The organism is Actinomadura livida (assembly GCF_014648675.1).
Classification (GTDB): domain Bacteria; phylum Actinomycetota; class Actinomycetes; order Streptosporangiales; family Streptosporangiaceae; genus Spirillospora; species Spirillospora livida.
The window spans coordinates 174,737-199,318 of sequence record NZ_BMRO01000004.1 but is presented as its reverse complement, the minus strand read 5'-3'; the positions used below and the strand labels follow the sequence as shown (position 1 = coordinate 199,318).

22 protein-coding genes are annotated in these 24,582 nt (G+C 73.0%); 7 read left to right on the top strand and 15 right to left on the bottom strand.

Annotated elements, in window-relative coordinates; all coding sequences use genetic code 11:
• The first annotated feature begins 202 nt into the window (after nt 1–202).
• The 3 genes from IEZ03_RS10615 (at nt 203) to IEZ03_RS10605 (ending at nt 3,210) form a co-directional block, all read left to right on the top strand.
• Nucleotides 203–1,600 (top strand): HNH endonuclease signature motif containing protein, encoded by a 1,398-nt coding sequence (locus tag IEZ03_RS10615; RefSeq protein ID WP_184888696.1) that lies wholly within the window; start codon nt 203–205, stop codon nt 1,598–1,600.
• Nucleotides 1,601–1,959: 359 nt separating this feature from the next.
• A complete protein-coding gene (locus IEZ03_RS10610) occupies nt 1,960–2,415 on the top strand; it encodes a GNAT family N-acetyltransferase (RefSeq protein ID WP_184888698.1) in 456 nt (151 codons plus the stop codon).
• A gap of 51 nt (nt 2,416–2,466) precedes the next feature.
• Nucleotides 2,467–3,210 carry a class I SAM-dependent methyltransferase gene (locus IEZ03_RS10605; RefSeq protein ID WP_184888700.1) on the top strand — a complete coding sequence of 248 codons (744 nt, stop codon included), beginning with the start codon at nt 2,467–2,469 and terminating at the stop codon, nt 3,208–3,210.
• 82 nt (nt 3,211–3,292) lie between these two features.
• Here IEZ03_RS10605 and IEZ03_RS10600 read toward each other — a convergent pair whose 3' ends face one another.
• The 4 genes from IEZ03_RS10600 to ahcY (IEZ03_RS10585) all read right to left on the bottom strand — a co-directional run bounded on the left by IEZ03_RS10600 (nt 3,293) and on the right by ahcY (IEZ03_RS10585) (nt 7,798).
• Nucleotides 3,293–4,180, bottom strand: a complete 888-nt coding sequence (locus IEZ03_RS10600) for a hypothetical protein (protein ID WP_184888702.1) — start codon at nt 4,178–4,180, stop codon at nt 3,293–3,295.
• A 113-nt stretch (nt 4,181–4,293) separates the two neighbouring features.
• Nucleotides 4,294–4,872 (bottom strand): hypothetical protein, encoded by a 579-nt coding sequence (locus tag IEZ03_RS10595; protein WP_184888704.1) that lies wholly within the window; start codon nt 4,870–4,872, stop codon nt 4,294–4,296.
• A gap of 5 nt (nt 4,873–4,877) precedes the next feature.
• Entirely contained in the window at nt 4,878–6,134 is a 1,257-nt protein-coding gene (gene ahcY, locus IEZ03_RS10590; protein WP_184888706.1) for an adenosylhomocysteinase, read from the bottom strand.
• 233 nt (nt 6,135–6,367) lie between these two features.
• Nucleotides 6,368–7,798 carry an adenosylhomocysteinase gene (gene ahcY / locus IEZ03_RS10585; protein WP_184888708.1) on the bottom strand — a complete coding sequence of 477 codons (1,431 nt, stop codon included), beginning with the start codon at nt 7,796–7,798 and terminating at the stop codon, nt 6,368–6,370.
• A 133-nt stretch (nt 7,799–7,931) separates the two neighbouring features.
• Between ahcY (IEZ03_RS10585) and IEZ03_RS10580 the strand changes: the two genes are divergently transcribed.
• A complete protein-coding gene (locus tag IEZ03_RS10580) occupies nt 7,932–8,291 on the top strand; it encodes a MerR family transcriptional regulator (RefSeq protein ID WP_184888710.1) in 360 nt (119 codons plus the stop codon).
• A 24-nt stretch (nt 8,292–8,315) separates the two neighbouring features.
• Here IEZ03_RS10580 and IEZ03_RS10575 read toward each other — a convergent pair whose 3' ends face one another.
• The 7 genes from IEZ03_RS10575 to IEZ03_RS10545 all read right to left on the bottom strand — a co-directional run bounded on the left by IEZ03_RS10575 (nt 8,316) and on the right by IEZ03_RS10545 (nt 15,451).
• The gene (locus tag IEZ03_RS10575) at nt 8,316–8,987 is read right to left on the bottom strand and encodes a response regulator (RefSeq protein ID WP_184888712.1); all 672 of its coding nucleotides are present in this window, start codon (nt 8,985–8,987) and stop codon (nt 8,316–8,318) included.
• A gap of 27 nt (nt 8,988–9,014) precedes the next feature.
• Entirely contained in the window at nt 9,015–10,646 is a 1,632-nt protein-coding gene (locus IEZ03_RS37750; RefSeq protein ID WP_229808196.1) for a sensor histidine kinase, read from the bottom strand.
• 409 nt (nt 10,647–11,055) lie between these two features.
• On the bottom strand, nt 11,056–12,036 hold the full coding sequence (locus IEZ03_RS10565; protein ID WP_184888714.1) for a cation diffusion facilitator family transporter: 981 nt from the start codon (nt 12,034–12,036) through the stop codon (nt 11,056–11,058).
• Nucleotides 12,033–13,220: an SIS domain-containing protein gene (locus tag IEZ03_RS10560; protein WP_184888716.1), complete on the bottom strand. Its 1,188-nt coding sequence runs from the start codon at nt 13,218–13,220 to the stop codon at nt 12,033–12,035. Before IEZ03_RS10560 ends, IEZ03_RS10565 begins: the two co-directional genes overlap by 4 nt.
• A 43-nt stretch (nt 13,221–13,263) precedes the next feature.
• Nucleotides 13,264–13,446, bottom strand: coding sequence for a Trm112 family protein (locus IEZ03_RS10555; RefSeq protein WP_184888718.1), 183 nt, complete (start codon nt 13,444–13,446; stop codon nt 13,264–13,266).
• A 40-nt stretch (nt 13,447–13,486) separates the two neighbouring features.
• Nucleotides 13,487–14,842, bottom strand: a complete 1,356-nt coding sequence (locus IEZ03_RS10550; protein WP_184888720.1) for a phosphomannomutase/phosphoglucomutase — start codon at nt 14,840–14,842, stop codon at nt 13,487–13,489.
• Nucleotides 14,843–15,070: 228 nt separating this feature from the next.
• Nucleotides 15,071–15,451: a DUF3499 domain-containing protein gene (locus IEZ03_RS10545; RefSeq protein ID WP_132044426.1), complete on the bottom strand. Its 381-nt coding sequence runs from the start codon at nt 15,449–15,451 to the stop codon at nt 15,071–15,073.
• A gap of 307 nt (nt 15,452–15,758) precedes the next feature.
• Between IEZ03_RS10545 and IEZ03_RS10540 the strand changes: the two genes are divergently transcribed.
• Entirely contained in the window at nt 15,759–16,148 is a 390-nt protein-coding gene (locus tag IEZ03_RS10540; RefSeq protein ID WP_221481719.1) for a metallopeptidase family protein, read from the top strand.
• A 9-nt stretch (nt 16,149–16,157) separates the two neighbouring features.
• On the opposite strand, the gene IEZ03_RS10535 is transcribed toward IEZ03_RS10540, so the two are convergent.
• The 4 genes from IEZ03_RS10535 to IEZ03_RS10520 all read right to left on the bottom strand — a co-directional run bounded on the left by IEZ03_RS10535 (nt 16,158) and on the right by IEZ03_RS10520 (nt 22,770).
• Nucleotides 16,158–17,711, bottom strand: coding sequence for a DUF5719 family protein (locus tag IEZ03_RS10535; protein WP_184888722.1), 1,554 nt, complete (start codon nt 17,709–17,711; stop codon nt 16,158–16,160).
• Nucleotides 17,708–21,007: a glycosyltransferase gene (locus IEZ03_RS10530; RefSeq protein ID WP_184888724.1), complete on the bottom strand. Its 3,300-nt coding sequence runs from the start codon at nt 21,005–21,007 to the stop codon at nt 17,708–17,710. The genes IEZ03_RS10535 and IEZ03_RS10530 overlap by 4 nt, the downstream gene beginning before the upstream one ends.
• A 223-nt stretch (nt 21,008–21,230) precedes the next feature.
• A complete protein-coding gene (locus IEZ03_RS10525; protein ID WP_021594342.1) occupies nt 21,231–21,494 on the bottom strand; it encodes a WhiB family transcriptional regulator in 264 nt (87 codons plus the stop codon).
• A gap of 283 nt (nt 21,495–21,777) precedes the next feature.
• Nucleotides 21,778–22,770, bottom strand: coding sequence for a hypothetical protein (locus IEZ03_RS10520; RefSeq protein ID WP_184888726.1), 993 nt, complete (start codon nt 22,768–22,770; stop codon nt 21,778–21,780).
• A 141-nt stretch (nt 22,771–22,911) separates the two neighbouring features.
• On the opposite strand from IEZ03_RS10520, the gene cofD reads away from it, so the two are divergent.
• The gene (gene cofD / locus IEZ03_RS10515) at nt 22,912–23,865 is read left to right on the top strand and encodes a 2-phospho-L-lactate transferase (protein ID WP_184888728.1); all 954 of its coding nucleotides are present in this window, start codon (nt 22,912–22,914) and stop codon (nt 23,863–23,865) included.
• A partial coding sequence (locus tag IEZ03_RS37745) for a coenzyme F420-0:L-glutamate ligase (protein WP_229808195.1) occupies nt 23,862–24,582 on the top strand: 721 nt, incomplete at its 3' end. The genes cofD and IEZ03_RS37745, both read left to right, overlap by 4 nt.

Genomic DNA, 24,582 nt, shown 5'->3' with positions numbered 1-24,582 from the left:
CCTCAACCCCCCAGACGATCTTCCCGGGGGGTCTCTGCCGCTCGGTGGCCGAGCCCCGTCACACGCCGTCCGTCCATCCATGGCCGCACCTGCCCAAACGCCCCGGTATCGCGGGCGGGCTATCGATCGGGTCTTAATATTGTCACCTCGAACATCCGTGCGATTGCGAACACGGTCCGGAGTTGTTCGATAGCATTGTGTCATGTGTTCGAGCGAGAACGACGTGGCGTCGATGTCCACCAGCGAGCTGGTGGATGCGGCGGCGTTGATCGCGGCCGAACTCGCCCAGCGCCCGGACGACGGTCCGGCAGCGGCCTGCCTGCGGGACGCCGAGACGCTCGGCCGCACCATCGACCTCCATGAAAGCGCGCTGGCCAGCCTGATCAGGCGGGTGGACGCGTCCGGGCAACTACGCCGCTGGGGCTACCCGTCCGTACGGAGCTGGCTGCGGATCCGGCTGGGAATGCGGGAGGCCCGCGCGAAGGAACGCATCGCTCTCGCCCGCCAACTCCACCGCCTTCCCGTTGTCGCCGCGCGGCTGGCGAGCGGGGACCTCTCCTACGGGTATGCCTCCACCATCGCCGGTGCGGTCACCCGGCTGGACGAGGAGGATTGCGCGGCGGCCGAGAACATCCTGCTCGACCTGGTCGAGCAGGGCCATTCCGCCGGGAAGGTCGCCGCGTTCGGTCATCGGATCACCGACCTGATCGCCGAGCGCGACGGTACCGAAACCCCCGACCCCGACTCCCGTCGCGGGTACGAGCGGTCCTGGATCGACTCCACCCGCTCCCTGGACGGCGGCCGCTACATCAAGGGCTGGCTGAACGCCGAAGACGCCGCCATCTGGGACGGCACCCTCGCACCCTTGGCCAAACCCGCCGGCACCGAGGACGACCGTGACCTGCCCGAACGCATGGCGGCAGCCCTTACCGGGGCCTTGGCCGGTGGGCACAAGGCCACAAAGGTCACCGTCATCTGTGACCTGGACACCCTTACCGGCGGCACCGCCCCGGCCCGCCTCAGCGACGGCACCCCGATCCCCGCCGCCCAGGCCCGCCGCATCGCTTTGGCCGCCGGGGTATCGCCGCTATTGCTGGGGCGCGGTCACCTGCCGCTCTACCTCGGGTACCGAGAACGGTTCGCCACTCCAGGCCAGCGCCGCGTCCTGGAAACCCTCTATCCGACGTGCGCCGTTCAGGAATGCGAGGTTCCCGGCACGCTGTGCGAGGTCGACCATGTGCACGGCTGGTCCCTCGGCCACAGCCCCACCGACATCGACAAGCTCACCCTGACCTGCGGATGGCACAACCGGTGGAAGGCAGCCAACCCCGACCGCATCCACATCACCCGAAACGACGACGGCCACTACACCTACCGGCTCCCGCGCCCCCGGCACACCCGCGGCCACCGCTCACCGTCCAGCACCGCGAGCCCCTGGCAGCAGAAACCGGCGTCTCTACCTTCCCGCCCGACGGGAACCCGCCCGCAACCTCGTCCCCATGCCCCACGCCCCCAACGGACAAGACTCCCCATGGCAAGACCCCCCACCGCACAACCCCGCACCTCCTTGCGAGGATCCCGGCAATCCGCCGGCCCCTGAACGCCTACCGCCCCGGAACATACTTGTGGGGATCGTCTGAACACGCAGCATCCCGGGAACGCAGCATCCCGGGAACGCAGCATCCCGGGAACGCAGCATCCCGGATACGCGCGCCAGGCCCGTCAACAAGGGAGGAGCGACTAGTTCTCCCAGTCTTCAGGGAGCGTCTACTGTTCGCTCGGTCTCTCCCCTTCGCTCGGCCTCTCCACTTCGTACTGCGCTGATCAGCTGGGTTGTCGCTGCCACGTTGGTCGACCACCGTGCGGCATGGGTCAGGCGGCCGGCCGGGACGAAGGAGCGCTTGTCGCGGAATACTTGGACCGTAGATGCGCAGGGTGCCGAAGTGCCGGAGGAGCGGGATGAACATCATCGTTGACGACCTGTCCGGCACGCAGATCGCCGGCTTTCTCCAGGAACACGTCCAGGAGATGCGGTCCATCACGCCGCTGGAGAGCAAGCACGCCCTCGACCTCGAAGCCCTTCGCGCGCCGGACGTCACGTTCTGGTCGGTGATGGACGGCGGTTCGGTGGTGGGCTGCGGGGCCATCAAGAGGCTGGACGCCGCCCACGCCGAACTGAAGTCGATGCGCACGACACCGCGGCGCAAGCGGAGCGGGATCGCGTCACTGCTGCTGGAACACGTCCTCACCGAGGCGAAGCGCATGGGGTTCGCCCGGCTGAGCCTGGAGACCGGCTCGGCCGAGTTCTTCCTCCCCGCCAGGAAGCTGTACGAACGGTTCGGTTTCACCTACTGCGAGCCCTTCGCGGACTACAAGCCCGACCCCAACAGCGTGTTCATGACGCGATCGCTCTGACGCCCCGGAAATCGTTCGCGTGACGGGTGTCGCGGTTTGTACGGTCCAGCGATGGACGATTCAGACGGCTGCTTCGGAGAGCGGGTCGCGGTGGGGTACGACGAGGCGTCCGCGGAGATGTTCGCGGCCGGCGCCGTCGAACCGGCCGTCGAGGTACTCGCGGAACTCGCCGGAGACGGCCGGGCCCTCGAACTGGGGATCGGGACCGGTCGCATAGCGCTGCCGCTGGCGGAACGCGGCGTCGAGGTCCACGGCATAGACATGTCCCGGGCGATGATCGCGCGGCTGCGCGCCAAGCCGGGCGGTGCCGCGATCGGGGTGACGGTCGGCGACTTCGCCGCGGCGCGTGCGGCGGGGACGTTCTCCGTCGTCTACCTGGTGTTCAACACGATCATGAACCTGACGACGCAGGACGCTCAGGTGGCCTGCTTCCGCAACGCGGCCGCCCACCTCGACCCCGGCGGCACGTTCGTGATCGAGGTCGGCGTGCCCGAGCTGCGGCGGCTTCCGCCGGGGCAGGACGTCGTGCCGTTCCAAGTGAGCGAGACGCAGTGGGGCTTCGACGTGTACGACGTGGCCGCCCAGGCGATGAGCTCGCACCACATCGAGGTCGTCGACGGCCGCGGGGAGTACCGCTCGTTCCCGTTCCGGTACGTGTGGCCGGCGGAGCTCGACCTGATGGCCCGGCTCGCCGGGCTGCGCCTGCGCGACCGCTGGGACGGCTGGACGCGCGAGCCCTTCACGAGCGAGAGCGCCCAGCACGTGTCCATCTGGGAGAAACCCCTCACCGGGTGAAGCCGGGCCGGGGATGAGGCCGTGGGCAGGCTACGCGTCTCGATGAGAGGCCGAAGCCCGCCCGCCCACGGCCCGGCCCCGCTCACCCGCCCAGGGAGCGGATCTTGTCGTTGAGGGTGGGGCGCATCTTCTTCAGGCACATGACCGGGAGGTAGGCGCCGTCGGCCGTCATGAGGTGGGTGGACGTGGCGGGGCAGTCCCGCTTCGCCCTGACCCGGCCCTCGATCTTCGCGACGGCCGTCGGGCGGGCGCAGTCGGCCTTCTTCGGGCCGCCGACGGCGTACGAGGGGTCGGCGATGCAGTCACCGGTCGCCAGGACGCCGCCGCCCGCGCCGAGGCACAGCACTGGCCGGGTGAGCTCGCCGCCGCCGAAGGACCGCAGCTTCATGGTCTCCAGCGTCTTCGCCGGGCAGGACGCCTCGGCGTCGACGCGGGCGATCACCTTGCCGTACCAGTTGGCGGAGGTGCAGGCGACCTCCTTGCCGCCGATGCCGAAGGAGCCGCCGCTGACGCAGTCCCCGACCGACAGCAGTGCGCCGCCCGCGCCCGGGTCGCCCGGGTGGGGGCCGTCGAGGTTGCGGACGCACGCCTCGTAGTAGCGCTTGTCGCCCTGTTTGAGGGTGACGTTGCTGACGCCGTCCGTGCCGGCCGGGCAGTCGGGCTCCGACCGGGTGCCGAACTGGTACGCCGTGGCCTGCCGCTCGGCGGTGATCTTGACCACCTTGGCCCTGGCCGCGGGGTCGTCGCACTTCACCCGGGTACTGGCCGGGATCTTGTTGCCCGTGCCGTTCCCGAAGCCCGTGTCGATGCACTGCTCGGCCTTGAGCGGGCCGCTCAGCCGGCCCCCGGCGCTCTGGACGGCCACCAGTACCACGGCCACCACCCCGAGGACGACGACGACCGCGAGCCCGGCCAGCACGAACACGAGCGGTGACCGCTTCCCGGCCGGTGGCGGGGCGGGAGCGCCCATCGGCGGAACGGGGGGCGGCTGTCCCTGCCCCGGTGGCTGGCCGTACAAGTCCGCGACCTCCTGATCATCGTGGGAGGTAAGGGACCTTATCGGGAAACGTCCGCCGCCCGTCGCTAGAGGCGGAGATTGGGCGGGGACTCAAGCTCGGTGAGCTCGATGCCGGGCGCGGCGACGACGACGTCGCCCGCCAGGTGCACCGCCTCGATCTCGCCCGTGGCCAGGTCAGTGATCTCGTACTGCGCGACCGGTAGCGGTTCGGTGTCGGTCTCGTAGACCGCCGTCCCGGACCGGTGCCAGCGCCAGGTCGTCGTCAGCGGCGCGAGGGACGGGCCGTTCAGCTGGACGAGGCGCACATCGGTCTCCGCGTTCTCGTCCAGCGCCAGCGAGTGCGCGATCGCCACGAGGAAACCGGGCGAGTCGGACAGGAAGCCGGCCGCGCGCTCCGTGTGCTCCGTCCCCGTCTCACCGGCGGCGCGCACCCAGGCGAGCTTCGGACCGGTGAGACCGCCGCGCAGCCACCAGGTCGGCGTGACGAGCTCGACGCGGATCTGCCGCCAGCGCGCGTCCGTCACCAGGTCGACGCGGACGCCGTCGGAGCGCCGGGCCGTGTACCGCCACCCGCCGGGCCCCGGCGCGCACTGGAAGCGCTCCTCGATCTCTCCCTCCAGGTGGAGGTAGGCGCCTGCGGGCATCGGGGTCAGGACCCGATGCGCCAGGAGCGCAGGTAGTCCTCTTGCTCCTTCGAGAGGTGGTCGATGTCGATGGACATCGACGCCAGCTTGAGGCGGGCCACCTCCGTGTCGATCTCCTTCGGGACGTCGTGCACGGCCGGCGAGAGGGTCGCGTGGGCGGTCGCGAGCCACGCGCAGGTGAGGGCCTGGTCGGCGAACGACATGTCCATCACGGCGGCCGGGTGCCCTTCGGCGGCGGCGAGGTTGACCAGCCGCCCCTCCGCGAGCAGGACGAGGCGGCGCCCGTCGGCCAGGACGTACTCGTCGGCCTGCGGGCGGACGCCCCGGTGGACCTCGACGGCCATCTCTGCCAGGGCGCGGACATCGATCTCGACATCGAAGTGGCCGGAGTTGGCGAGGATCGCGCCGTCCTTCATGACGGCGAGGTGCTCCCCGTTCACCACGTCCCGGTTGCCGGTGACCGTGATGAAGACGTCGCCGTCGGCGGCCGCCTGCGCCATCGGCTGGACGGCGAAGCCCTGCAGCGCCGCGTCCAGCGCCTTCACCGGGTCGATCTCCGTGACCACGACCCGGGCGCCGAGGCCGCGGGCCCGCTCGGCCAGCCCCCGGCCGCAGTAGCCGAACCCGGCGATGACGATCGTCTTCCCCGCGAGCAGCGTGTTCGTCGCGCGGACGATGCCGTCCAGGGTTGACTGCCCGGTCCCGTACCGGTTGTCGAACATGTGCTTCGTGTCGGTGTCGTTGACCGCGACCATCGGGAAGCGGAGCGCACCCTCGAAGGCCATCTGGTGCAGCCGGATGACACCCGTCGTCGTCTGCTCGCAGCCCGCCTTGACCGTGCCGAGCAGGTCGGTCCGGTCGGTGTGCAGGGTGTTGACCAGGTCGCAGCCGTCGTCCAGGACGAAGTCGGGCCCGGTCTCCAGCGCCTTGTGGATGTGGGCGTAGTACCCCTCGCGGTCGGTACCGGCCCGCGCGAAGACCTCGGCCCCGTACTCCTGGACGAGCGCGGCGGCGGTGTCGTCCTGCGTGGAGAGCGGATTGGACGCGGCGAGCGCGACACTGGCGCCCCCGGCCTGGAGCGTGCGGATGAGCCCGGCGGTCTCGGTCGTGATGTGCATGCACGCCGCGACCTTCAGCCCGTCCAGGGGACGCTCGGCGGCGAACCGCTCCCGGATCTGCCGCAGCACGGGCATGCTCCGGTCGGCCCACTCGATCCGCTTGACGCCCTCATACGCCAGCGAAGCATCCGCGATATCGCTCATCAGCCCCCCTCAGGCGCGGACCGCCGCACCACTCCTACGACAACATCGGTCGGCACACCAGCCACGCGACAACCCGAACCGTCGCGATTGCGTCCGAAGGCAGGTTTCGAGCCTGCGAGAAACCTGATCGCGCAGCGAGCCGCTAGGCGAGTCGGAGCGATGCAGCAATCGCACGCGTGTGCCCGTGGTGGAGGGCGCCCCAGCGCCCTCCACCACGGGCACCGCCAATAAACTCAGTAACGGTAGTGGTCGGGCTTGTACGGGCCTTCGACGTGGACGCCGATGTAGGCGGCCTGCTCCTTGGTCAGCTCGGTGAGCTTGACGCCGAGCGCGTCCAGGTGGAGGCGGGCGACCTTCTCGTCCAGGTGCTTGGGCAGGACGTACACGCCGATCGGGTACTCGTCGGTCTTGGTGAACAGCTCGATCTGCGCGATGACCTGGTTGGTGAACGAGTTCGACATCACGAACGACGGGTGGCCGGTGGCGCAGCCCAGGTTCATGAGGCGGCCCTCGGCGAGGACGATGATCGAGTGGCCGTCGGCGAAGCGCCACTCGTGCACCTGCGGCTTGATCTCGATCTTCTCGATGCCGGGGGTCTTGGCGAGGCCGGCCATGTCGATCTCGTTGTCGAAGTGCCCGATGTTGGACACGATCGCCTGGTGCTTCATCCGGCCCATGTGCTCGGCCGTGATGATGTTGAAGTTGCCGGTGGTGGTGACGAAGATGTCGGCGGTGTCGACGACGTCGTCCAGGGTGGTGACCTGGAAGCCGTCCATCGCGGCCTGCAGCGCGCAGATCGGGTCGATCTCCGTCACGATCACGCGGGCGCCCTGGCCGCGCAGCGCGTCGGCGCAGCCCTTGCCGACGTCGCCGTAGCCGCACACGACCGCGACCTTGCCGCCGATGAGGACGTCGGTGGCGCGGTTCAGGCCGTCGATGACGGAGTGGCGGCAGCCGTACTTGTTGTCGAACTTCGACTTGGTGACCGAGTCGTTGACGTTGATCGCCGGGAACGCGAGCGTGCCGGCCTTCGCCATCTCGTAGAGGCGGTGGACGCCGGTCGTGGTCTCCTCGGTGACGCCCTTGATCGCGGCGGCCGTCTCGGTCCAGCGGCCGGGCTTCTCGGCGATGGTGCGGCGGAGGGTGTCGAGGATGATGCCCCACTCCTCGGGGTCGTCCTCGGTGGCGGTGGGGACGGCGCCCGCCTTCTCGTACTCGACGCCCTTGAGGACGAGCATGGTCGCGTCGCCGCCGTCGTCCAGGATCATGTTGGGGCCGCTGCCGTCCGGCCACTGCAGGGCCTGGTCGGTGCACCACCAGTACTCTTCGAGCGTCTCGCCCTTCCAGGCGAACACCGGGACGCCCTTCGGGTCGTCGGCGGAGCCGTCACGGCCCACGACGACTGCGGCTGCGGCGTGGTCCTGGGTGGAGAAGATGTTGCAGGACACCCAGCGGACGTCGGCGCCGAGGTCCACCAGGGTCTCGATCAGCACGGCCGTCTGGATGGTCATGTGCAGCGAGCCCATGATCTTGGCGCCGCGCAGCGGCTGGGCGGCGGCGTACTCCTCGCGCACCGCCATCAGGCCCGGCATCTCGTGTTCGGCGAGCCGGATCTCCCGGCGCCCGAAGTCGGCCAGCGACAGGTCGGCGACCTTGTAGTCCATGCTTTCGTTGCTCCTTGGTCCGCGGGATGCGGGTCGGTGCGCGGTGCGTCAACGCCGCGAGTCTACGGTCGGCGCACCGCCGCTGGCACGTCCGGAGGCGACTTCCTGACACAAATTTGTAAGAATGGGCGCCATGCGCATCACGGAGGCCGCCCAGCGGCTCGGCACCTCGCCCCGCATGCTCCGCTACCGCGAGGCCCTCGGGCTGCTGCCGTCCACCCGGGAGGCGGTCTCCGGCAGGGGGCGCGCCGGCGGCCACCGCCAGTTCGGCGACACCGAGCTGCGGGCGGTCGCGCTCGCCCTCGCCCTGGAGAAGCGCTACGACATCGGCCCCGCCGAACTGGCGTTCGGCCTCCGCGTCCTCGCCGAACCGCAGGTACAGGCCCACGTCCGCGAACTGGGCGAACGCATCGGACGCCTCTCCGCACCCCCGACGCGCGCCCTCGACTTCGAGAAGGAGAAGGCCATGAGGCTCCTGCGCCGCCGCCCGTAGCGAGCGCGGGGGCCGGGACCGCGGTCAGCTCGCGTTCTCTCCTGGGACCACCACGCCGGACTCGTAGGCGAGCATGACGGCCTGGGCGCGGTCGCGGAGGCCGAGTTTGGTGAAGACCCGCGCCACGTGCGTCTTGACGGTGTGCTCGCTGACCACGAGGCGTTCGGCGATCTCGCCGTTGGACAGCCCGCCCGCGATGAGGACGAGGACCTCCGACTCGCGGGCCGTCAGCGTCGCCAGCTCCGACGGCGCCTGCGGCCTGCTGCGCCGCTGCTTGGTGAACTCGCGGATGAGCCGCCCGGTGACCTGCGGGGCGAGCAGGGAGTCGCCGCGCGCCACCACCCGGACCGCGGAGACCAGCTCGTCGGCCGTGGCGTCCTTCAGCAGGAAGCCGCTCGCGCCGACCGCGAGCGCCTCGTAGACGTACTCGTCCACGTCGAACGTCGTCAGCACCAGGACGCGGACGCCCTCGGAACCGGGCAGCGCGAGGATGCGGCGGGTCGCCTCGATGCCGTCCATGCCGGGCATCCGGATGTCCATGACCACGACGTCGGGACGGCTGCGCTCGGCGATCCGGACCGCCTCGCGCCCGTCGCCCGCCTCGCCGATGACGGTGATGTCCTCCTGCGCGTCGAGCAGGGCGGCGAACCCGGCCCGCACGATCGTCTGGTCGTCGACGATCAGCACGCTGATCACCGCGGCCGCCCCCCGGGCCGCGCGGGGTCAGCGGCCGCCGGGCGGCGCCTCCGGACCGTGTCCACGGGTGGAACTCCCCTCGCTCGCCAGCGGAAGCTCGGCCTCCACCAGGAAACCGCCCTCGGCGGCCGGGCCGGCGGAGAACCGTCCGCCCAGCATCGTCGCACGTTCCCGCATCCCGACGAGCCCGTGTCCGCCACCGGACTCCGGGGACTGCACACGGGTGCGTCCGGCGTCCCCCGCCGCGGTCCCGGACGCCATGCCCGCTCGGTCGTCCAGTATCGCGGTACGGGAGGCGGGGTCGTCGCGGTTCAGCACCATGGTCGGCGCTGCCGGGTCCTGCCCGGGCGGGACGCGGCCGGGCGGCCCCGGCGGGTGCCGGCCGTCGTCGCGGACGCGGACCGCCAGCCGGTCCGGCAGGAACATCAGGTCGACGCGCACCCCCGCGCCCGGCGCGTGCCGCCGGGCGTTCGTCAGCGCCTCCTGGACGATCCGGTACGCGGACAGCTCGACCGTCGTCGACAGCGCCCGCGGGTCGCCGTGCACGGCGAGGTCGACGTTGCCGCCGGCTCCGCGGTGCTGCTCGATCAGGTCGGGCAGCCGGTCCAGCCGCGGCTGCGGGGAGTTGGCCGCCTCCGGCTCCGGGGTGGCGTCGGCGCGCAGCACGCTGAGCAGCCGGCGCATCTCCACCAGCGCCTCCCGCGCGGTCTTGGCGATCTCGGTGTAGCCGGCGCGGGCCTCGGGCGACAGGTTCTCCATCGTGTACGGGGCGGTCTCCGCCTGCACCGCGATCATCGACACGGAGTGCGCGACGACGTCGTGCAGCTCGCGGGCGATGCGGGCGCGCTCGCGCATCACGGCCTGCTCCCGCTGGACGGCGGTGAGCCGGGTGAGGGTCTCGTTGGTGCGTTCGGCGGCCGCAGCCTCGGTGCGTCCGGCCGACTCCACGACGCGGCGCGCGTCGCCGAGGCCGATGGCGGCGAGGACGGCGAGGAACGCCGCCGGCCACGGGATCTCGTCCAGCGAGCCCGCCGCCAGGTACACGACCGCGAGCGTCGCGACGCTGCCCGCCGCGAGGACGCCGGTGGACTGGCGGGGCAGCTGCCGTCCCAGCGCGTACAGCGTGTAGAGGGCCGCGAACCCGGTGGTGATGAGCAGGCTCTCGCCGGTGAGCAGGGTGGCCGCGACCGTGCCGAGCACCACGGCCGCGACCGGGCGCAGGTTCTCCCGGCGCCAGACGAGCGGCAGCGTCGCCGCGACCGCGAACCCGCCCGCGAGGCTGATCGGCGACTCGGCGCGCGGCGCCAGCTCGGCGAGGGCCGCGACGGTCAGCGCGAGCCCGGTCAGCGGCGCGAAGTACCAGGAGGCGGCGAACTCCCGCCACGCGCCGATCCACCGGGGCAGCGGCGCCGTCGCGTCCGCCGGGCCGCCGGGGGCTCCCGGCGGGTGCGGCGCCGGCTGGCGGCCCACGCCGTTCAGCCGTGCGGCCAGCCGCACGGCGAGCGGGCGGAGCAGGGTGCCGATGCCGGTCAGGATCCACAGCAGCAGCTGGCCGACGCCCGCCACGATCCGGCCGGACAGCCGCCACGCGTGGTGCGCGACGGCCGGGCCGAACCCCGCGGGACCGGGTCCGGGCCGGGCCTTGTCATCGGAGGTCACCCTTCAATACTGGCCGCTGGGACGCGCGGATGCCTCACCGTGCGGATGTATGCGGGCGAGCCGGGTCCGCCTGAGGTACCACCCGCGTTCCCTCCCTGAGGGGGACGTGCCGGGGACCAGCGCGAACGTAGTGTCTTAACCGTGACCGCGACGGTGGCCGACGCCGGCGTAGGGGTTCGGCGGGGCCACCGCGGTCACACCAGAACCGCCCGGTTTCAGGGGTCCGGGCGGGGACGCATGGGAAGCACCTCGCCGGACGGCCGCGGTACACGCCTCGTCAGGGGCTCGCCGGTCTCGCCTGGGCTGGGGTCGGCCGGCACGGCGGCGGCCGCCCGGCGAGGGGTTCCGTGCCCGTCCCAGCCGCCCGCGCGGGGCGGCCGGGACGGACGAACGGTCAGTACACGAACGGTCAGGACGACGCCGGAGTCTCCGAATCCTCCGCCGGCTTCGGGACCACCGGGGTCTCCGCGCCCTCCGCGGCGGGCTCCCACAGCGCCGGCTCCAGGTAGATCAGCTTCGCCTCGGGGAACTGCGACCGGATCTTGGCCTCGGCGGCGTCGATGCCCCGGGCCACGTCCACCGCCGTGTCGTCGTGGCTGACGGCGATCTTGGCGGCGATCAGCAACTCCTCCGGGCCCATGTACTGGGTGCGGATGTGGACGAGGCGGTCGACCTGCTCCACCGACTCCAGCGCCTCGACGATCGCGCGCTCGACCTCGGGGTCGGCGCCCTCGCCGATCAGCAGGCTCTTGGTCTCGAACGCCAGGATCACCGCGATCACGGCGAGCAGGACACCGATTCCGATGGTGCCGACGCCGTCCCACACGCCGTCGCCGGTGACCACGGCCATCGTGACGCCGAACAGCGCGAAGAGCAGGCCCACGAGGGCGCCGAGGTCCTCCAGGAGCACGACCGGAAGCTCGGGCGCCTTGGCGCGGCGGATGAACGCCCACCAGGACTGGTCACCGCGGACCTTGTTCGACTCCACGATCGCGGTGCGGAACGAGAAGATCTCCATGATGATCGCGGCGCCCAGCACCCCGAACGCCCAGCCCGGGGACTTGAGCTCCTCCGGGTGGGAGATCTTGTGGTAGCCCTCGTAGAGCGAGAACATCGCCCCGATGGTGAACAGGACGACCGCGACGACGAACGCGTAGAAGTAGCGCTCACGCCCGTAGCCGAACTGGTGTTGCTGCGTCCGGCCGCGCTTGGCGCGCTTGCCGCCCACCAGCAGCAGCGCCTGGTTTCCGGCGTCCGCCACCGAGTGGACCGACTCGGCGATCATCGACGACGAACCGGTGAACAGGAACGCGACGAACTTCGACGCCGCGATTCCGGTGTTGGCGAGCAGCGCGGCGACGATCGCCTTCGTTCCGCCCTCAGCACTCATACCTGGGAAATCCTCGCCTTTAGTTCTTGAATGGCAGGCACCGGAGTGGGGTCCACGCCCAGCGCGATAGCCAAGTAAACCGTGACGTAGTCCGCCAGCGCGATGAGTGTCGCGATTCTCTCCAGCGGGTGCTCGCCCTCGGCGCGGATCTCGGTGACCGCGACGCCCCGGTCGCGGGCCATCGCCGTCGACGCCTCGCTCCGCTTGCGCAGGCGGGGGTGCTCGTCCACGTCCCGCATCATGACGAGGTGCAGCCCGTGTTCGGGGTCGTCGGTACGGTCGCGGAAGAAGTGGTCGTTGTCGGGGGGTGTGGGGGCCGGCCCCCACACTGACCCGTCCGGGTCGGACGGGGAGCCGCCGCGGGCGAAGAAGCCGTCGAACGCCATCACCTGGTTGTGGTCCGCTTCGGGCACCGCGCCGAAGATCCCCGGGTACTTGGCGTTCTCGTTCAGCTGGCTGCACATCCGGTATGCGGCGGTCGCGGCGGGCTCCGAGGAGCCCCAGACCATCGGGAGGTCGCCGGCGAGGTCGAGCGCCATCCGCTTGGCCGGGTTCAGGAACGGCTCGCTGGACGGGCGGCACCGGTGGGCGACGTCCTCCAGCAGGGCGGCGGTGGACTCCAGGGTCTCGTCCGGCACCTGCGCCAGGCCCAGGGTCCGCGCCGCGAGGAGAACGGGGATGGTGAGGCCCCACAGCGCCGCACGGGGCTGCCCCACCGGCCGCACCGGGACGAAGACCCCGCGGCTCCGTTCGGACAGCGCCGCGAGCTGCGAATCCGCCCCGCCGACGAAGAGGAGCCTTGCCCCCCGCCGGGCCGCCTCCGCGGCGATCTCGAGCGTCTCCTCGGTCTCACCGGAGCAGGACACCGCGACGACGAGATCGGCGGCGCCCACCCAGCCGGGCAGCCGGTAGCCGCGCACGGTCGTCACCGGGACCGCGCAGCCGGGCCCGCACACGGCGGCGAGGACGTCTCCGGACAGGCCCGCGGCGCCCATCCCGGCGACCACGATCGCGCGCGGCCGGCCGTCCTCGGCCAGCCCGGCGATCCCCGCCTCGGCCGCCGCCCGCTGCGCCTCGCGGACCTGCGCGGCCGACGACGCGACCTGCCGCAGCATCCCCGCGGGATCGGCCGCCTCGACCGCCGCCGCGTCCTCCAGCCGCGCGGGGTCGAGCCCCGCGCTCATCGCACCGCCCCGGCCCGGCGGCCCGGACCGCGCCGCGGACCGGTCACGGAGCGGGGGTCCTGGCCTCGTCGACGAGCAGGACCGGGATGTCGTCGCGGACGGGGTAGGCGTAGCCGCACGAGCCGGTGCACACCAGCTCGGCGGCGGCCTCGTCGGTGCGGAGCCCGCCGCCGCAGTTGGGGCAGGCGAGGATCTCCAGGAGCCAGGAGTCGAGCTTCAACGTCATGGCAGCGTCTCTTCCCTTCGCAGTCACTTCTCCTGACCGGTCACTTCTCCCTGACGAGGGCCAGGACCTCGTCACGGATCGCCGCCATGGTCGCCTCGTCGCCCGCCTCCGCGTTGAGGCGCAGCAGCGGTTCGGTGTTGGACGGCCGCAGGTTGAACCACCATCCGGCGGCCTCGTCGCCCACGGTCAGCCCGTCGAGCTCGTCGATCGCGACGCCGGGGCGCCCCTCGAAGGCGGCGCGGACCTTGCCGGCCGCGGCCGCCTGGTCGGCGACCTCGCTGTTGATCTCGCCGGACGCCGCGTAGCGGGTGTACTCGCCGAGCAGCTCCGACAGCGGCCCGTGCTGCTGCCCGAGGGCCGCGAGGACGTGCAGGGCGGCGAGCATGCCCGAGTCGGCGAACCAGAAGTCGCGGAAGTAGAAGTGCGCCGAGTGCTCGCCGCCGAACACCGCGCCCGTCTCCGCCATCGTCTGCTTGATGAACGAGTGCCCGACGCGCGTCCGGACGGGCGTCCCGCCGTGCTCGGCGACGATCTCCGGGACGGCCCGCGAGGTGATCAGGTTGTGCACGATCGAGGAGCCGGGGTGCTTGGCCAGCTCGCGCGTCGCGACCAGCGCCGTGATCGCGGACGGGGCGACGATCTCGCCGCGCTCGTCCACGACGAAGCAGCGGTCGGCGTCGCCGTCGAACGCCAGCCCGATGTCGGCGCCGGTCTCGCGCACCTTCGCCTGCAGGTCGCGCAGGTTCTCCGGCTCGATCGGGTTGGCCTCGTGGTTGGGGAAGGTGCCGTCCAGCTCGAAGTACAGCGGCACCAGGTCGATCGGGAGGCCCTCGAACACCGGCGGGACGGTGTGCCCGCCCATGCCGTTGCCCGCGTCCACGACGACCTTGAGCGGGCGGATCGACGACAGGTCGACGAGCGTCTTCAGGTGGTCGGCGTAGCCCTTGAGGACGTCGCGCCGCGTGACCGCGCCCGGCTCGCCGTCGTAGGCGGGGACGCCGTTCTCGATCATCTCGCGGATCTCGGCGAGGCCGGTGTCCTGGCCGACGGGCCGGGCGCCGGAGCGGCACAGCTTCAGCCCGTTGTACTTGGCGGGGTTGTGGCTCGCGGTGAACATCGCGCCGGGCAGGTCGAGGCTGCCGCTGGCGTAGTAGAGCAGGTCGGTGGAGCCGAGCCCGGCCTCGATCACGTCCGCGCCCTGTGAGACCGCGCCCCGCGCGAACGCCTCCGAGAGCGGGACCGACGACTCGCGCATGTCGTGCGCGGTGACGATCGCGCTCGCCCCGGTCACCCGGACGAAGGCCGCGCCCGCCGCCTCGGCGGTCGCGGTGTCGAGCTCGTCCGGCACGACACCGCGGATGTCGTACGCCTTGAAGATCTTGGCGAGGTCGCCCACTCCTGCTCCCTGTCCGAAGAAACCGGCCTGGTAGGAACCCGGCCCGGGTGAGCGCCGCCCGGCGGCGGCGGCCCCGGGAACGGCGACAGGGACACGAGCCTACCGGGACGGGCGGACGCGGCCGGACGGGAAGTCGCCGCACCGGCACCGGGATTCCCCGCGGGCGGACCTTCCCCAGCGGGCGGCCCTCACTCCCGGCCGGGCTGCGTCACTCTTGGCCGGGCTGCGTCACTCTTGGCCGGGCTGTGTCGCCGCGGGCTCCGAGCGGAGCACCCGCAGGTGGCCGCGGCGGCCGACCTCGGTGCCCTGGCCGACCGGCTCCTGGCCGGGGCCGGGAGCGGGCTTGGCGGCCTCGCGGACGGCGTCGGCGAGGGCCTCCAGGTCGTCCGCGCTGGGCTCGGCCTCCTCCTCGACCGGCAGCCGCACCAGTTCCCAGCCCATCGGGGCGGTGAGCCGCTCGGAATGCTCCGCGCACAGGTCGTAGCAGTGCGGCTCGGCGTACGTGGCTAGCGGCCCCAAGACCGCGGTGGAGTCACGGTAGACGTACGTGAGCGTGAACACTGCAGGCGCCTTGCAGGCGGTGCGGGAGCAGGTACGGACGGGGCTCACGATGGCTGACCGTACCCCCCTCCCCCCGGCTCCGCCACCACCCGGGCGCACGTGTCGCCGTTACCGGGCGAATTCCGGGGTAACAACTACATTCCGTATGGACTCCGACCCTCACCGTGCGGTCTCTGGACAGGGTGCGGCGGCCGTGTCAACCGATGCCCCCCACGGCCCCCTGACGACCTCCTGGTTGCCGTTGACCCGTGACACCCGATGGCACGCGCGGCGGCAGAGGTACTCTTGAGGCGTGCGATCCCGTGTGGCAGGCGTACGGCGTCGCGATCGGCGCGGTCGCGGCGTTCGCGGTCCTCTGACACCCCCGCAGGCGCCGGTCTCGCGCACCCGCGCGGAGCGGTTCGACGACCTCGTGGACGACGAGGTCCGGCGGCTGCACCTGCGCTGGGGCCGGGAACTGGCCAGGGTCGCGTTCACGGTCGAGGACGTCCCCGCCGTCGAGCCGTGGTTCGACGGCCCCGTCCCGCTCGGGCAGACCGTCGTGCAGCCCACGCCCCCCGGCGAGCCCGCCGCGGCCGAGCGGCCGGTGCGCATCGTGGTGTTCCGCCGTCCCGTCGAGGCACGCGCCACCGGGGAGGCGGAGATATCCCTGCTGATCCGCGACCTGCTCGTCGAGGAGGTCGCGGACCTGCTCGGCCTGTCCCCCGAGTCCGTCGACCCGAGCTACGACTCCCCCGACGACTGACCCCCGGCGCTAGCCGGGGATGAGCGCCGTCTGCGAGTCGGCCGTGTCCGGCAGGTGGATGGCCGTGCGGGCGGGGATGATCGGCAGGACGGTGAACAGGTACCCGCCGCCCTTGCCCTTGGCGAGGACGCGGGATGCGTGGACGGGTCCCGAGCCGGGCTTCGGGACGATCACGACGCCGTAGGCCGCGTCCTCTCCGCCGCTCCCCGCCGGGGCCTCCAGTTCGGCCCGGACGGTGCTCCCGGCCGGAATCTTGATGTCCTCGGGGGCGCTCGCGCCGCCGGCGTTCAAGGTCCTGACCTGGACGGTCGCCGCACCGGCCGGGGCGCTGACGAGGAGGGCGGAGTCGAAGCGGTTGTCGGCGACGATGCCGGGCCCGGACTCGGTGAGCGGCGGGGTGGCGGTGCCGTAGGCGACGTCGGCGCCGCGCTGGGCGGCGAAGCCCGCGATGACCGGGTGGTCCGCGAGGAGCCGGACGGCCGCCGCCTTCCCGAGGAGGGCGCGGTCGAGGGCGACGGACGTGACGCTCCCGGCGGGCGCGTCCACGATCTCCCGGCCCTGCGGGTTGTACGTGCCCTCCGTGGTGATCACCTGCACCCTGATCTGCGCGTCGGACTCGCCGGGCACGGCGACGAGCAGGCGGCGCGCGCCGGACCCGTCCGGCACCCCGGGGACGATCAGCGACTTCGCGGGGGCGTGCGAGCGGGGCAGCCACTCGATGCCCTTCTTCTCGCCGACCCGGACGCGCACGGACGCCGCGACGCGGCCGGTGCTCGTCCGGACGCGCAGGCCGAGGTCGGCGGCGGACTTCACGACGTCGCCGAGGCCCTCGGCCGACTCGCCGATCTTCACGACCCTGGTGGTGTAGGGGTCGACGCGTATGCCGCGGCCGTCGACGCTCTCCAGGGGGCCTTCGCCGGAGAGGGCGGTGAGGTCGACGAACGCGGGCTGCCCGTCGACGTTGGTGAGGTAGAGGTCGAGTTCGTCGGCGGAGTCCGGTCCGGGCCCCATGAACCAGTGGTCGGTGCCGGGTACGGCGCAGCGGGTGCCGGCGAGCCCGCGGTCGGGGCCGCCGTCCCAGTGGGTGGTCTGCTCGGCCTCCAGCCCGGCGGCCATGGCCCCGGTGGCGCGGAGGGTGTAGGAGTCCTCGCCGGTCTTGGTGCTCTCGTCCCAGCCCTGGCCGGGCGCCGACATGGCCCCGAGCGCGGGGCCGCCCTTGGTCGGCGTCATGGCGACGCTCCCGCCGCCCTTCCGGTCGGGGAGGGACTGCATGGCCAGCCGTCCGCCCTCGTGGCCCGGGCACACCATCACGGCGGTCGTGACGAACGCCTCCCGGCCGTTCTCGGAGGCCTCTCCCGGACGGGAGAACGTCGCCGCGCCGTACAGCGACGCCAGGGCGACGAGCACCAGGGCGGCGGTGGCGTAGCGGAGGGTGAGCAGGCGCAGGATCTTGTCCAGGTCGACGTCCTTGACGTCGGCCTTCAGGTTCGGCCTCCAATTCGGCTTCAGCTTCAAGTTCAGCTTCGGCTTCAGCTTGAGCTTCGGCCAGAGGTTCGGCTTCACGAGACCTCCTCCGGGCTGGGCTCCGCCGCCGGTTCGGCGGCCGGCGCCTCGTGCCGGACGCGGGAGCGGTGGTGACCGCGGCGGCGGCCCCGCCTGCCGCGGCGCCGCTCGCGCTCACCGGCGAACGACCCGCTGAAGGGCAGGGTGTCGGCCCGCGCGCCGGGCATCGCGAGCGCGACCACCAGCAGGACGGCGATGCCCTGGACGACCATCCACGCGTGCCGCATGGTCATGGACCGGTGCAGCCGGAACTCTCCTCCGGCGGCGGGGATGTCGTAGCCCTGCGCCCAGCCGTCCACCGTCCGCGCCTTGGCCTCCCGGCCGTTCAGGGTCGCCCGCCACCCTCCGTCGGCGGGTTCGGCCAGGAGCAGTGTGCGCTGCCCGCCACCGGGCGGGACCTTGGTGCGGGCGTCGATGCGTCCGGCGCGCAGCGGCGTCACCGTGTCGCCCTCGACGAGCATCATCCGGGCGGACGGCGCGTGGAGCCGCCACACGGCGAACGTCCCCGTGCGGCTGAGGCGCAGCAGTTCGGGCGCCGCGTCGAGGGCCTTGGTGATGGGGTCCGTCCTGGGGTAGGGCACGACGATGTACTGGACGCCCATCCGGGTCAGCGCGGGCCCGGCATCGCCCTCCTGGCCCGCGACGAGACCGGCGACGAGGCCGTCCAGGCGGTCGCGGGCCGGGCCGCCGGCCATGACCTCGGACTCGCCGATCCTCGGGCCCGCGTCGCGGAGGACCGTGTAGGAGACGCGTCCCGTCGGCTCCTTGTGCAGGACGAGTGTCCGCGCCCCGCCGGGCGCGTGCACGAACGCGGGCACCGTGTCCGGGTCGACCTCGGTCAGCGGGCCGCCCGCGCCGCCGCCGACCCAGAACCCGGCGGCCAGCACGGGGGCGCTGAGCGCGGCGAGGCACACCGCCGCACCGCCCGTCCGGTACAGCGCGTGACCGCTCGCCAGGGCCTCGGTGGCGCGCAGGACCGCGGCGGTCGCGGCGAACAGCACCCCGGCGCCCGCGAAGATCAGCGCGACGCCCGGCCAGGCGGGCGCCGGGTCGGCGCCCTTGGTCACGGTGGCGGCGCTGGTCAGCGTCGCGACGAGCAGCCCGAAGATGGCCAGCAGCCAGCCGGCGAGCACCGCGTTGCGGCGGGGCCGCAGCGGCAGCGCGCACACGGCGACCGCGAACAGCCCGGCGAGCGCCCACCGCGCGGGGGTGCCGGGCCCGCCCGGGTCGAGGAGCAGCAGGCCGTCCGCGGCGGCGGGCTCGAACCGCCGGTGCAGGCCCGCCTCGGTGAGGAACCGCGACGGGTGCAGCAGGAGGCCGGCCGTCCACGGCAGCATCAGCAGCGGCGGGACGCCGAGCGCGATGGCGAGGTGCCGCCGCCCGCGCGGCCCCGGCCGGTCGAACAGCGCCCACACCATCGCGGCGGCGGCCACGCCGATCAGCCAGGTGACCGGGACGAACGCCATCGCGACGGCCAGCAGCAGCGCGACCGTCCACGCGGACCGCCCGGCGCGCTTGCGCAGCGTCCGGGCGTGCAGGGCGGCATCGGGGGCGGCGGCGCCGTCCTTCGGTGCGCACGCGCGCGGGACTCCGTACACGCGGGCGGCGTGCACGGCGATCAACGGGAGCAGGACGTGCACGACGGCCGTCCCCAGGCGTCCGCCGGCGACGGCCCCGGTGGCGGACGGCAGCAGCGCGTACACGGCGGCGAACCACGCCCGGACGGCGGCGACGGGCACGCGCAGGCCGCTCGGGCGAGCACGCCGGCCCGGCCGCAACGGGGGCGTCACCAGCAGCCGGGACGCGTAGTAGGCGGTGAGGCCCGCGAGCGGCACGCTCCCCAGCAGCAGGACCGACACCGCCAGCCACGGCTTGCCGAACAGGACCGTGGACAGGACGGCGAGGATCCCGACGTACGGCGGGCTGCCCGCGTCGCTGCCGAGCCCGACCGGATGCCAGCCGGACAGGTACTGCGCCCACAGGTCGCTCGCGCCGCCCCACGCGGGCACGAGCGCGCCGCCGCCGAGCCGCCCGGCGGCGGTGAGCAGGGAGCGCTCCGCGGCGACCGCGACGGCGGCCAGCGCCAGCACGACGATGACGCCGGGGCGGGCGAGGAACCGGCGGATCGGGCCGGGCTCGGAGACCTGCTCCCCGTCGGCGTCCTCCTGGTCGCGCGCATGGTCGCGCTCGTGGGCGGCGAGGTACTCCGCCATCGCCTCGACCGTGCGGCGCAGGACCACCCGGCGGGCCTGGAAGCGCCGGATGCTGCGGTGCGCGCGCGTCCGGCCGTCCACCCTGGCGGCCCGCGCGCGCCGCAGCCGGCCCGGGTCGCGCAGCACGTCGCCGAGCGCGCGGACCTCCTCGCGGGCCGCCGCTGGCCGCTTGGTGAGCACCAGGTAGAGCGCGTGGACGAGGGACGCCCAGACGTTGCGGGCCAGCGCCCGCAGCATCGCGGGGAGCGGCTGGTTGGCGAGCAGCGTGTGGACGGCGTTGCGGCGGTCGCGGCGGGCCGGGTGCTCGGCGGTCATGCCGATCTCGCGGAGCCCCCGCCGGGCCGCCTCCGCGTGGTACACGACCGCGTCGGTCGCGGTCACCACCCGGTGCCCGGCGGCGTGCACCCGCCAGCAGAAGTCCAGGTCGTCGCGGAAGAGGCCGTACTCGACGTCGAAGCCGCCGAGCCGGTCCCACACGTCGCGGCGGACCAGCATCCCGGCGCTGCCGACGGCCAGCACGTCGCGGACGCCGTCGTGCTGCCCCTGGTCGAACTCGCGCCGGTCCAGGCCGGTCTCGCGGCGGCCGGCGGCGTCGACGGTGACGCCCAGCTCGCGCAGGACGTGCCGGTCGTCCCAGTCGCGGACCTTGGGGCCGAGCACCGCCACGTTGGGGTCGGTGTCAGCGGTCCGCAGCAGGTGCGCGAGGGCGTCGGGCGCCGGCGCGGAGTCGTCGTGCAGGAGCCAGATCCACTCGACGCGCGCCGGATGCTCGTAGGGGTTCGGCTGGTGGGCGGAACCGGGGTCGTCGGCGGGGACGGGGGCGGACGCGGCGTCCTGGCGGAGGGCCTCCGCGACGGCCTCGCCGTAGCCGGTGGTGCGCGGCAGCGTGAGGACCGCGGGCCGGCCGAGCACCTCGGCGAGGACCGCGGGCCCGCGGTCGCGGCTTCCGGTGTCCACGGTCACGAGGCGCTGCACCGGACGCGCCTGCGTCAGCAGCGCCTTCAGCGTCTCCGGGAGCCACCGCGCACCGTCGTGGGTGACGAGGACGGCCGTGACGACATGGCGATCGAGAGTGGGGGCCAAGGGGTCGCTCGATCTGTGGGACGACAGGTGCGTGGCTGATACGACAGCAGCCGTGCCGGCCCGGGGGCCGGCACGGCTGACAACTGTACGCGTGGCCGCCCCGCGCACGCCCTGGATCGCCGAGATCCGGGTGCGCGGCCGGTCCGGCCGGGTCTCCCCCGTAGAAGACCCCGGGGCCGTCGCGGACCCCGGGCCGGCCCGCGAGCCGCGCGGCCGGCCGGCGTCAGACCGCCTGGCGCTTCAGCTTGCGGCGTTCCCGCTCGGAGAGCCCTCCCCAGATGCCGAAACGTTCGTCGTGCTGCAGCGCGTACTCAAGGCACTCCGTACGCACCTCGCATGCCCGGCACACCTTCTTGGCCTCGCGAGTGGAGCCGCCCTTCTCCGGAAAAAACGCCTCCGGGTCGGTCTGCGCGCAGAGTGCGCGCTCCTGCCAGCCCAACTCTTCACCGTCTGTGCCGTGCGCCAGCGGGATGACCACCTCGCTCACAGCGCACCTCCCTGCCCGTGGAACCCCCTGGTCAATGCCTTCCCTCCGGTTACTTCCCCCGAGAAGGCATTGAAACTACACCGACGAAATTACACGCGTGTAGCGCCCGCCCCGTCAAGCCGGAGAGCTTTCCGGGGCGACTTAGCGGGTTATGCCGGGCGAGCGAGCTGACCCGTGGATGAAGATCGGTAAAACCGGCGGTCACCGCGGGAGCACCGCGCGGCATTCGGCGCGGGCATTCGGCGCCCGGAATCAGCGCCGGGGCGGCCGGGTCATCGCGGGGTCACTGCGGAGGCGGGGGGCGGTTGTCCCGGTACCAGTCGCCGCCCTCGTCGGGGCGCTGCTCACCGCCGGGCGCGGGCTGGGTGCCCTGCGGCCCCTGCTCCGAACCGCCGTACTGGCGGGTCCACTCGCCCATCTCCTCCTGGTCGGAGGTGGGCTGGGCCTGCCCGTAGCCCTGCTGGCCGCCCGTCTGGTAGCCGCCCTGCTGACCGTACTGCTGGTAGTCCTGCTGGCCGTACTGCTGCTGGCCGTAGCCCTGCTGGTAGTCCTGCTGCTGGCCGTACTGCTGCTGCTCGTACCCCTGCTGGCCCGGCTGGCCCTGCTGCTCGTACCCGGGCCGGCCCGCCTGCTGCCCCTCGGCGCCGGACTGCTGGCCGTACTGCTGGTACTGCTGGTACTGCTGCTGCCCGTAGCCCTGCTGGCCGTACTGCTGCTGGCCTGGCTGGGCCTGCTGGCCGGGCTGCCCCTGCTGACCGGGCTGGCCGGGCTGCCCCTGCTGGTAGCCGAAGTCGGGGTAGCCCTGCTGCATCTGCTGCTGGCCCGGCTGCGGGCGCGGCGGCTGCATCCCCTGGAAGACGGTGTAGACGTACCAGGCGCCGACGCCGACCACGGCGAGCTTCCCGGCGCCGATGAGGAACACCGACAGCTTCGTGAGCGCGCCCGCGGACTCGGAGTCGGTGAGCATCCCGCTCAGCCAGGAGATCAGGCCGAACACGGCGATGCCGCCGAGCACCCCGAGGGCGCCCATGGTGATCGTCCGGGCCTGCGGCGTGGGGCGGTCGCCCCAGGTCACCAGCAGGACGGCGAGGACGAGGATGCCGACGATCCCGATCTGCAGGAACATCCCGTCACGGGTCTCGAGCAGGGCGCGGAAGGTGAACGTCCCATCGTCGCCGATGAGCGTGATGATGCCCGCGAGCAGCTGCACGCCCGCCGAGGCGAGCAGTACCCAGGCGGCCGGTTCGCGCAGGCGCTGGACGGCTTCCTTGTTCACGGTGACATCTCCAGACAGAGGCGACGCGATTACACGCCAAAGCTTGGCATAGATTCCACCCGCGAACCCACCGGGGCGGGCCGCCTCGCGCGGGCGGGCACGCCGTGCGCCGGAAATGGCGCCATGGATACGCTGGACGTCATGAAGATCGTGGTGCTGGCGGGCGGTATCGGCGGGGCGCGCTTTCTGCGCGGGCTGCGGTCGGCGGCTCCCGAAGCGGAGATCACCGTCATCGGCAACACCGGGGACGACATCTCCCTTTTCGGGCTTCGGGTGTGCCCCGACCTGGACACCGTGATGTACACGCTCGGCGGCGGCGTCAACGAGGACCAGGGCTGGGGCCGGGCCGACGAGACGTTCACCGTCAAGGAGGAGCTCGCCGCCTACGGTGTCGGGCCGAGCTGGTTCGGGCTGGGCGACCGCGACTTCGCGACCCACATCGTCCGGACGCAGATGCTCGCGGCGGGGTACAAGCTGTCGGCGGTGACCGAGGCGCTGTGCGACCGGTGGCGGCCGGGCGTCCGGCTGATCCCGATGACCGACGACCAGGTCGAGACGCACGTGGTCGTCGAGGACGAGCAGGGGCGCCGGGCGATCCACTTCCAGGAGTGGTGGGTGCGGCTGCGCGCGTCCGTCCCGGCCCTGTCGATCGCGGCGGTCGGCGCGGAGGACGCCAAGCCCGCGCCGGGCGTGCTCGCGGCGATCGAGGCGGCCGACGTGGTGCTGTTCCCGCCGTCCAACCCGGTCGTGAGCATCGGGACGATCCTCGCGGTGCCCGGCATCCGGGACGCGGTCGCGACCAGGACGGTCGTCGGCGTCTCCCCGATCATCGGCGGCGCCCCCGTGAGCGGCATGGCCGACGCCTGCCTGACCGCGATCGGCACCGAGACGTCGGCGCGGGCGGTCGCCGAGCTGTACGGGCTCGGGCTGCTGGACGGCTGGCTCGTGGACGAGGCCGACGCCGCCGTGCGGGTGGAGGGCATAGAGGTGCGGTCGCGTCCCCTGCTGATGACGGACGAGGCGGCGACGGCGGACATCGCCCGCGCCGCGCTCGACCTCGCGGTGGAGCTGAAGCGGGCGGAGGAGTCGCGGTGAGCCGGCTGGAGGTGCTCGGGGTCCCCGGGCTGCCGGAGGTCGCGGAGGGCGACGACATCGCGGCGCTGATCCCGGCGGACGCCGTGCGGGACGGCGACGTCGTGGTCGTCACCTCCAAGATCGTGAGCAAGGCGGAGGGGCGGGTCCTGGTCGCGGACGACCGGGAGAAGGCGATCGAGGCGGAGACCGTGCGGGTGGTCGCGCGGCGGGCGCACGACCGCGGCGAGACGCGGATCGTGGAGACGCGGCAGGGGCTCGTCCTCGCGGCGGCCGGGGTGGACGCGTCCAACACGAGGCCCGGCACGGTGCTGCTGCTGCCGGAGGACCCGGACGCCTCGGCCCGCCGCATCCGGGCGGGCCTGCGCGAGCGGACCGGCGCGGACGTCGCGGTCATCGTCTCCGACACGCTCGGGCGGCCCTGGCGCAACGGGCTGATCGACGCGGCGATCGGCCTCGCCGGCCTGGAGCCGCTCAGCGACCTGCGCGGCCGCGACGACTCCTACGGCAACCGCCTCGACGCCACGATCACCGCCGTCGCCGACGAGATCGCGGCGGCCGCGGAACTGGTGAAGGGCAAGCTCGACGGGGTGCCGGTCGCGCTCGTCCGCGGCCTGTCCGCCCTGGTCACGAAGGAGGACGGGCCGGGCGCGCGGGCGCTGGTCCGCCCGCCCGGCGAGGACATGTTCCGGTGGGGGCCGTCCGAGGTGCTGTACGCGC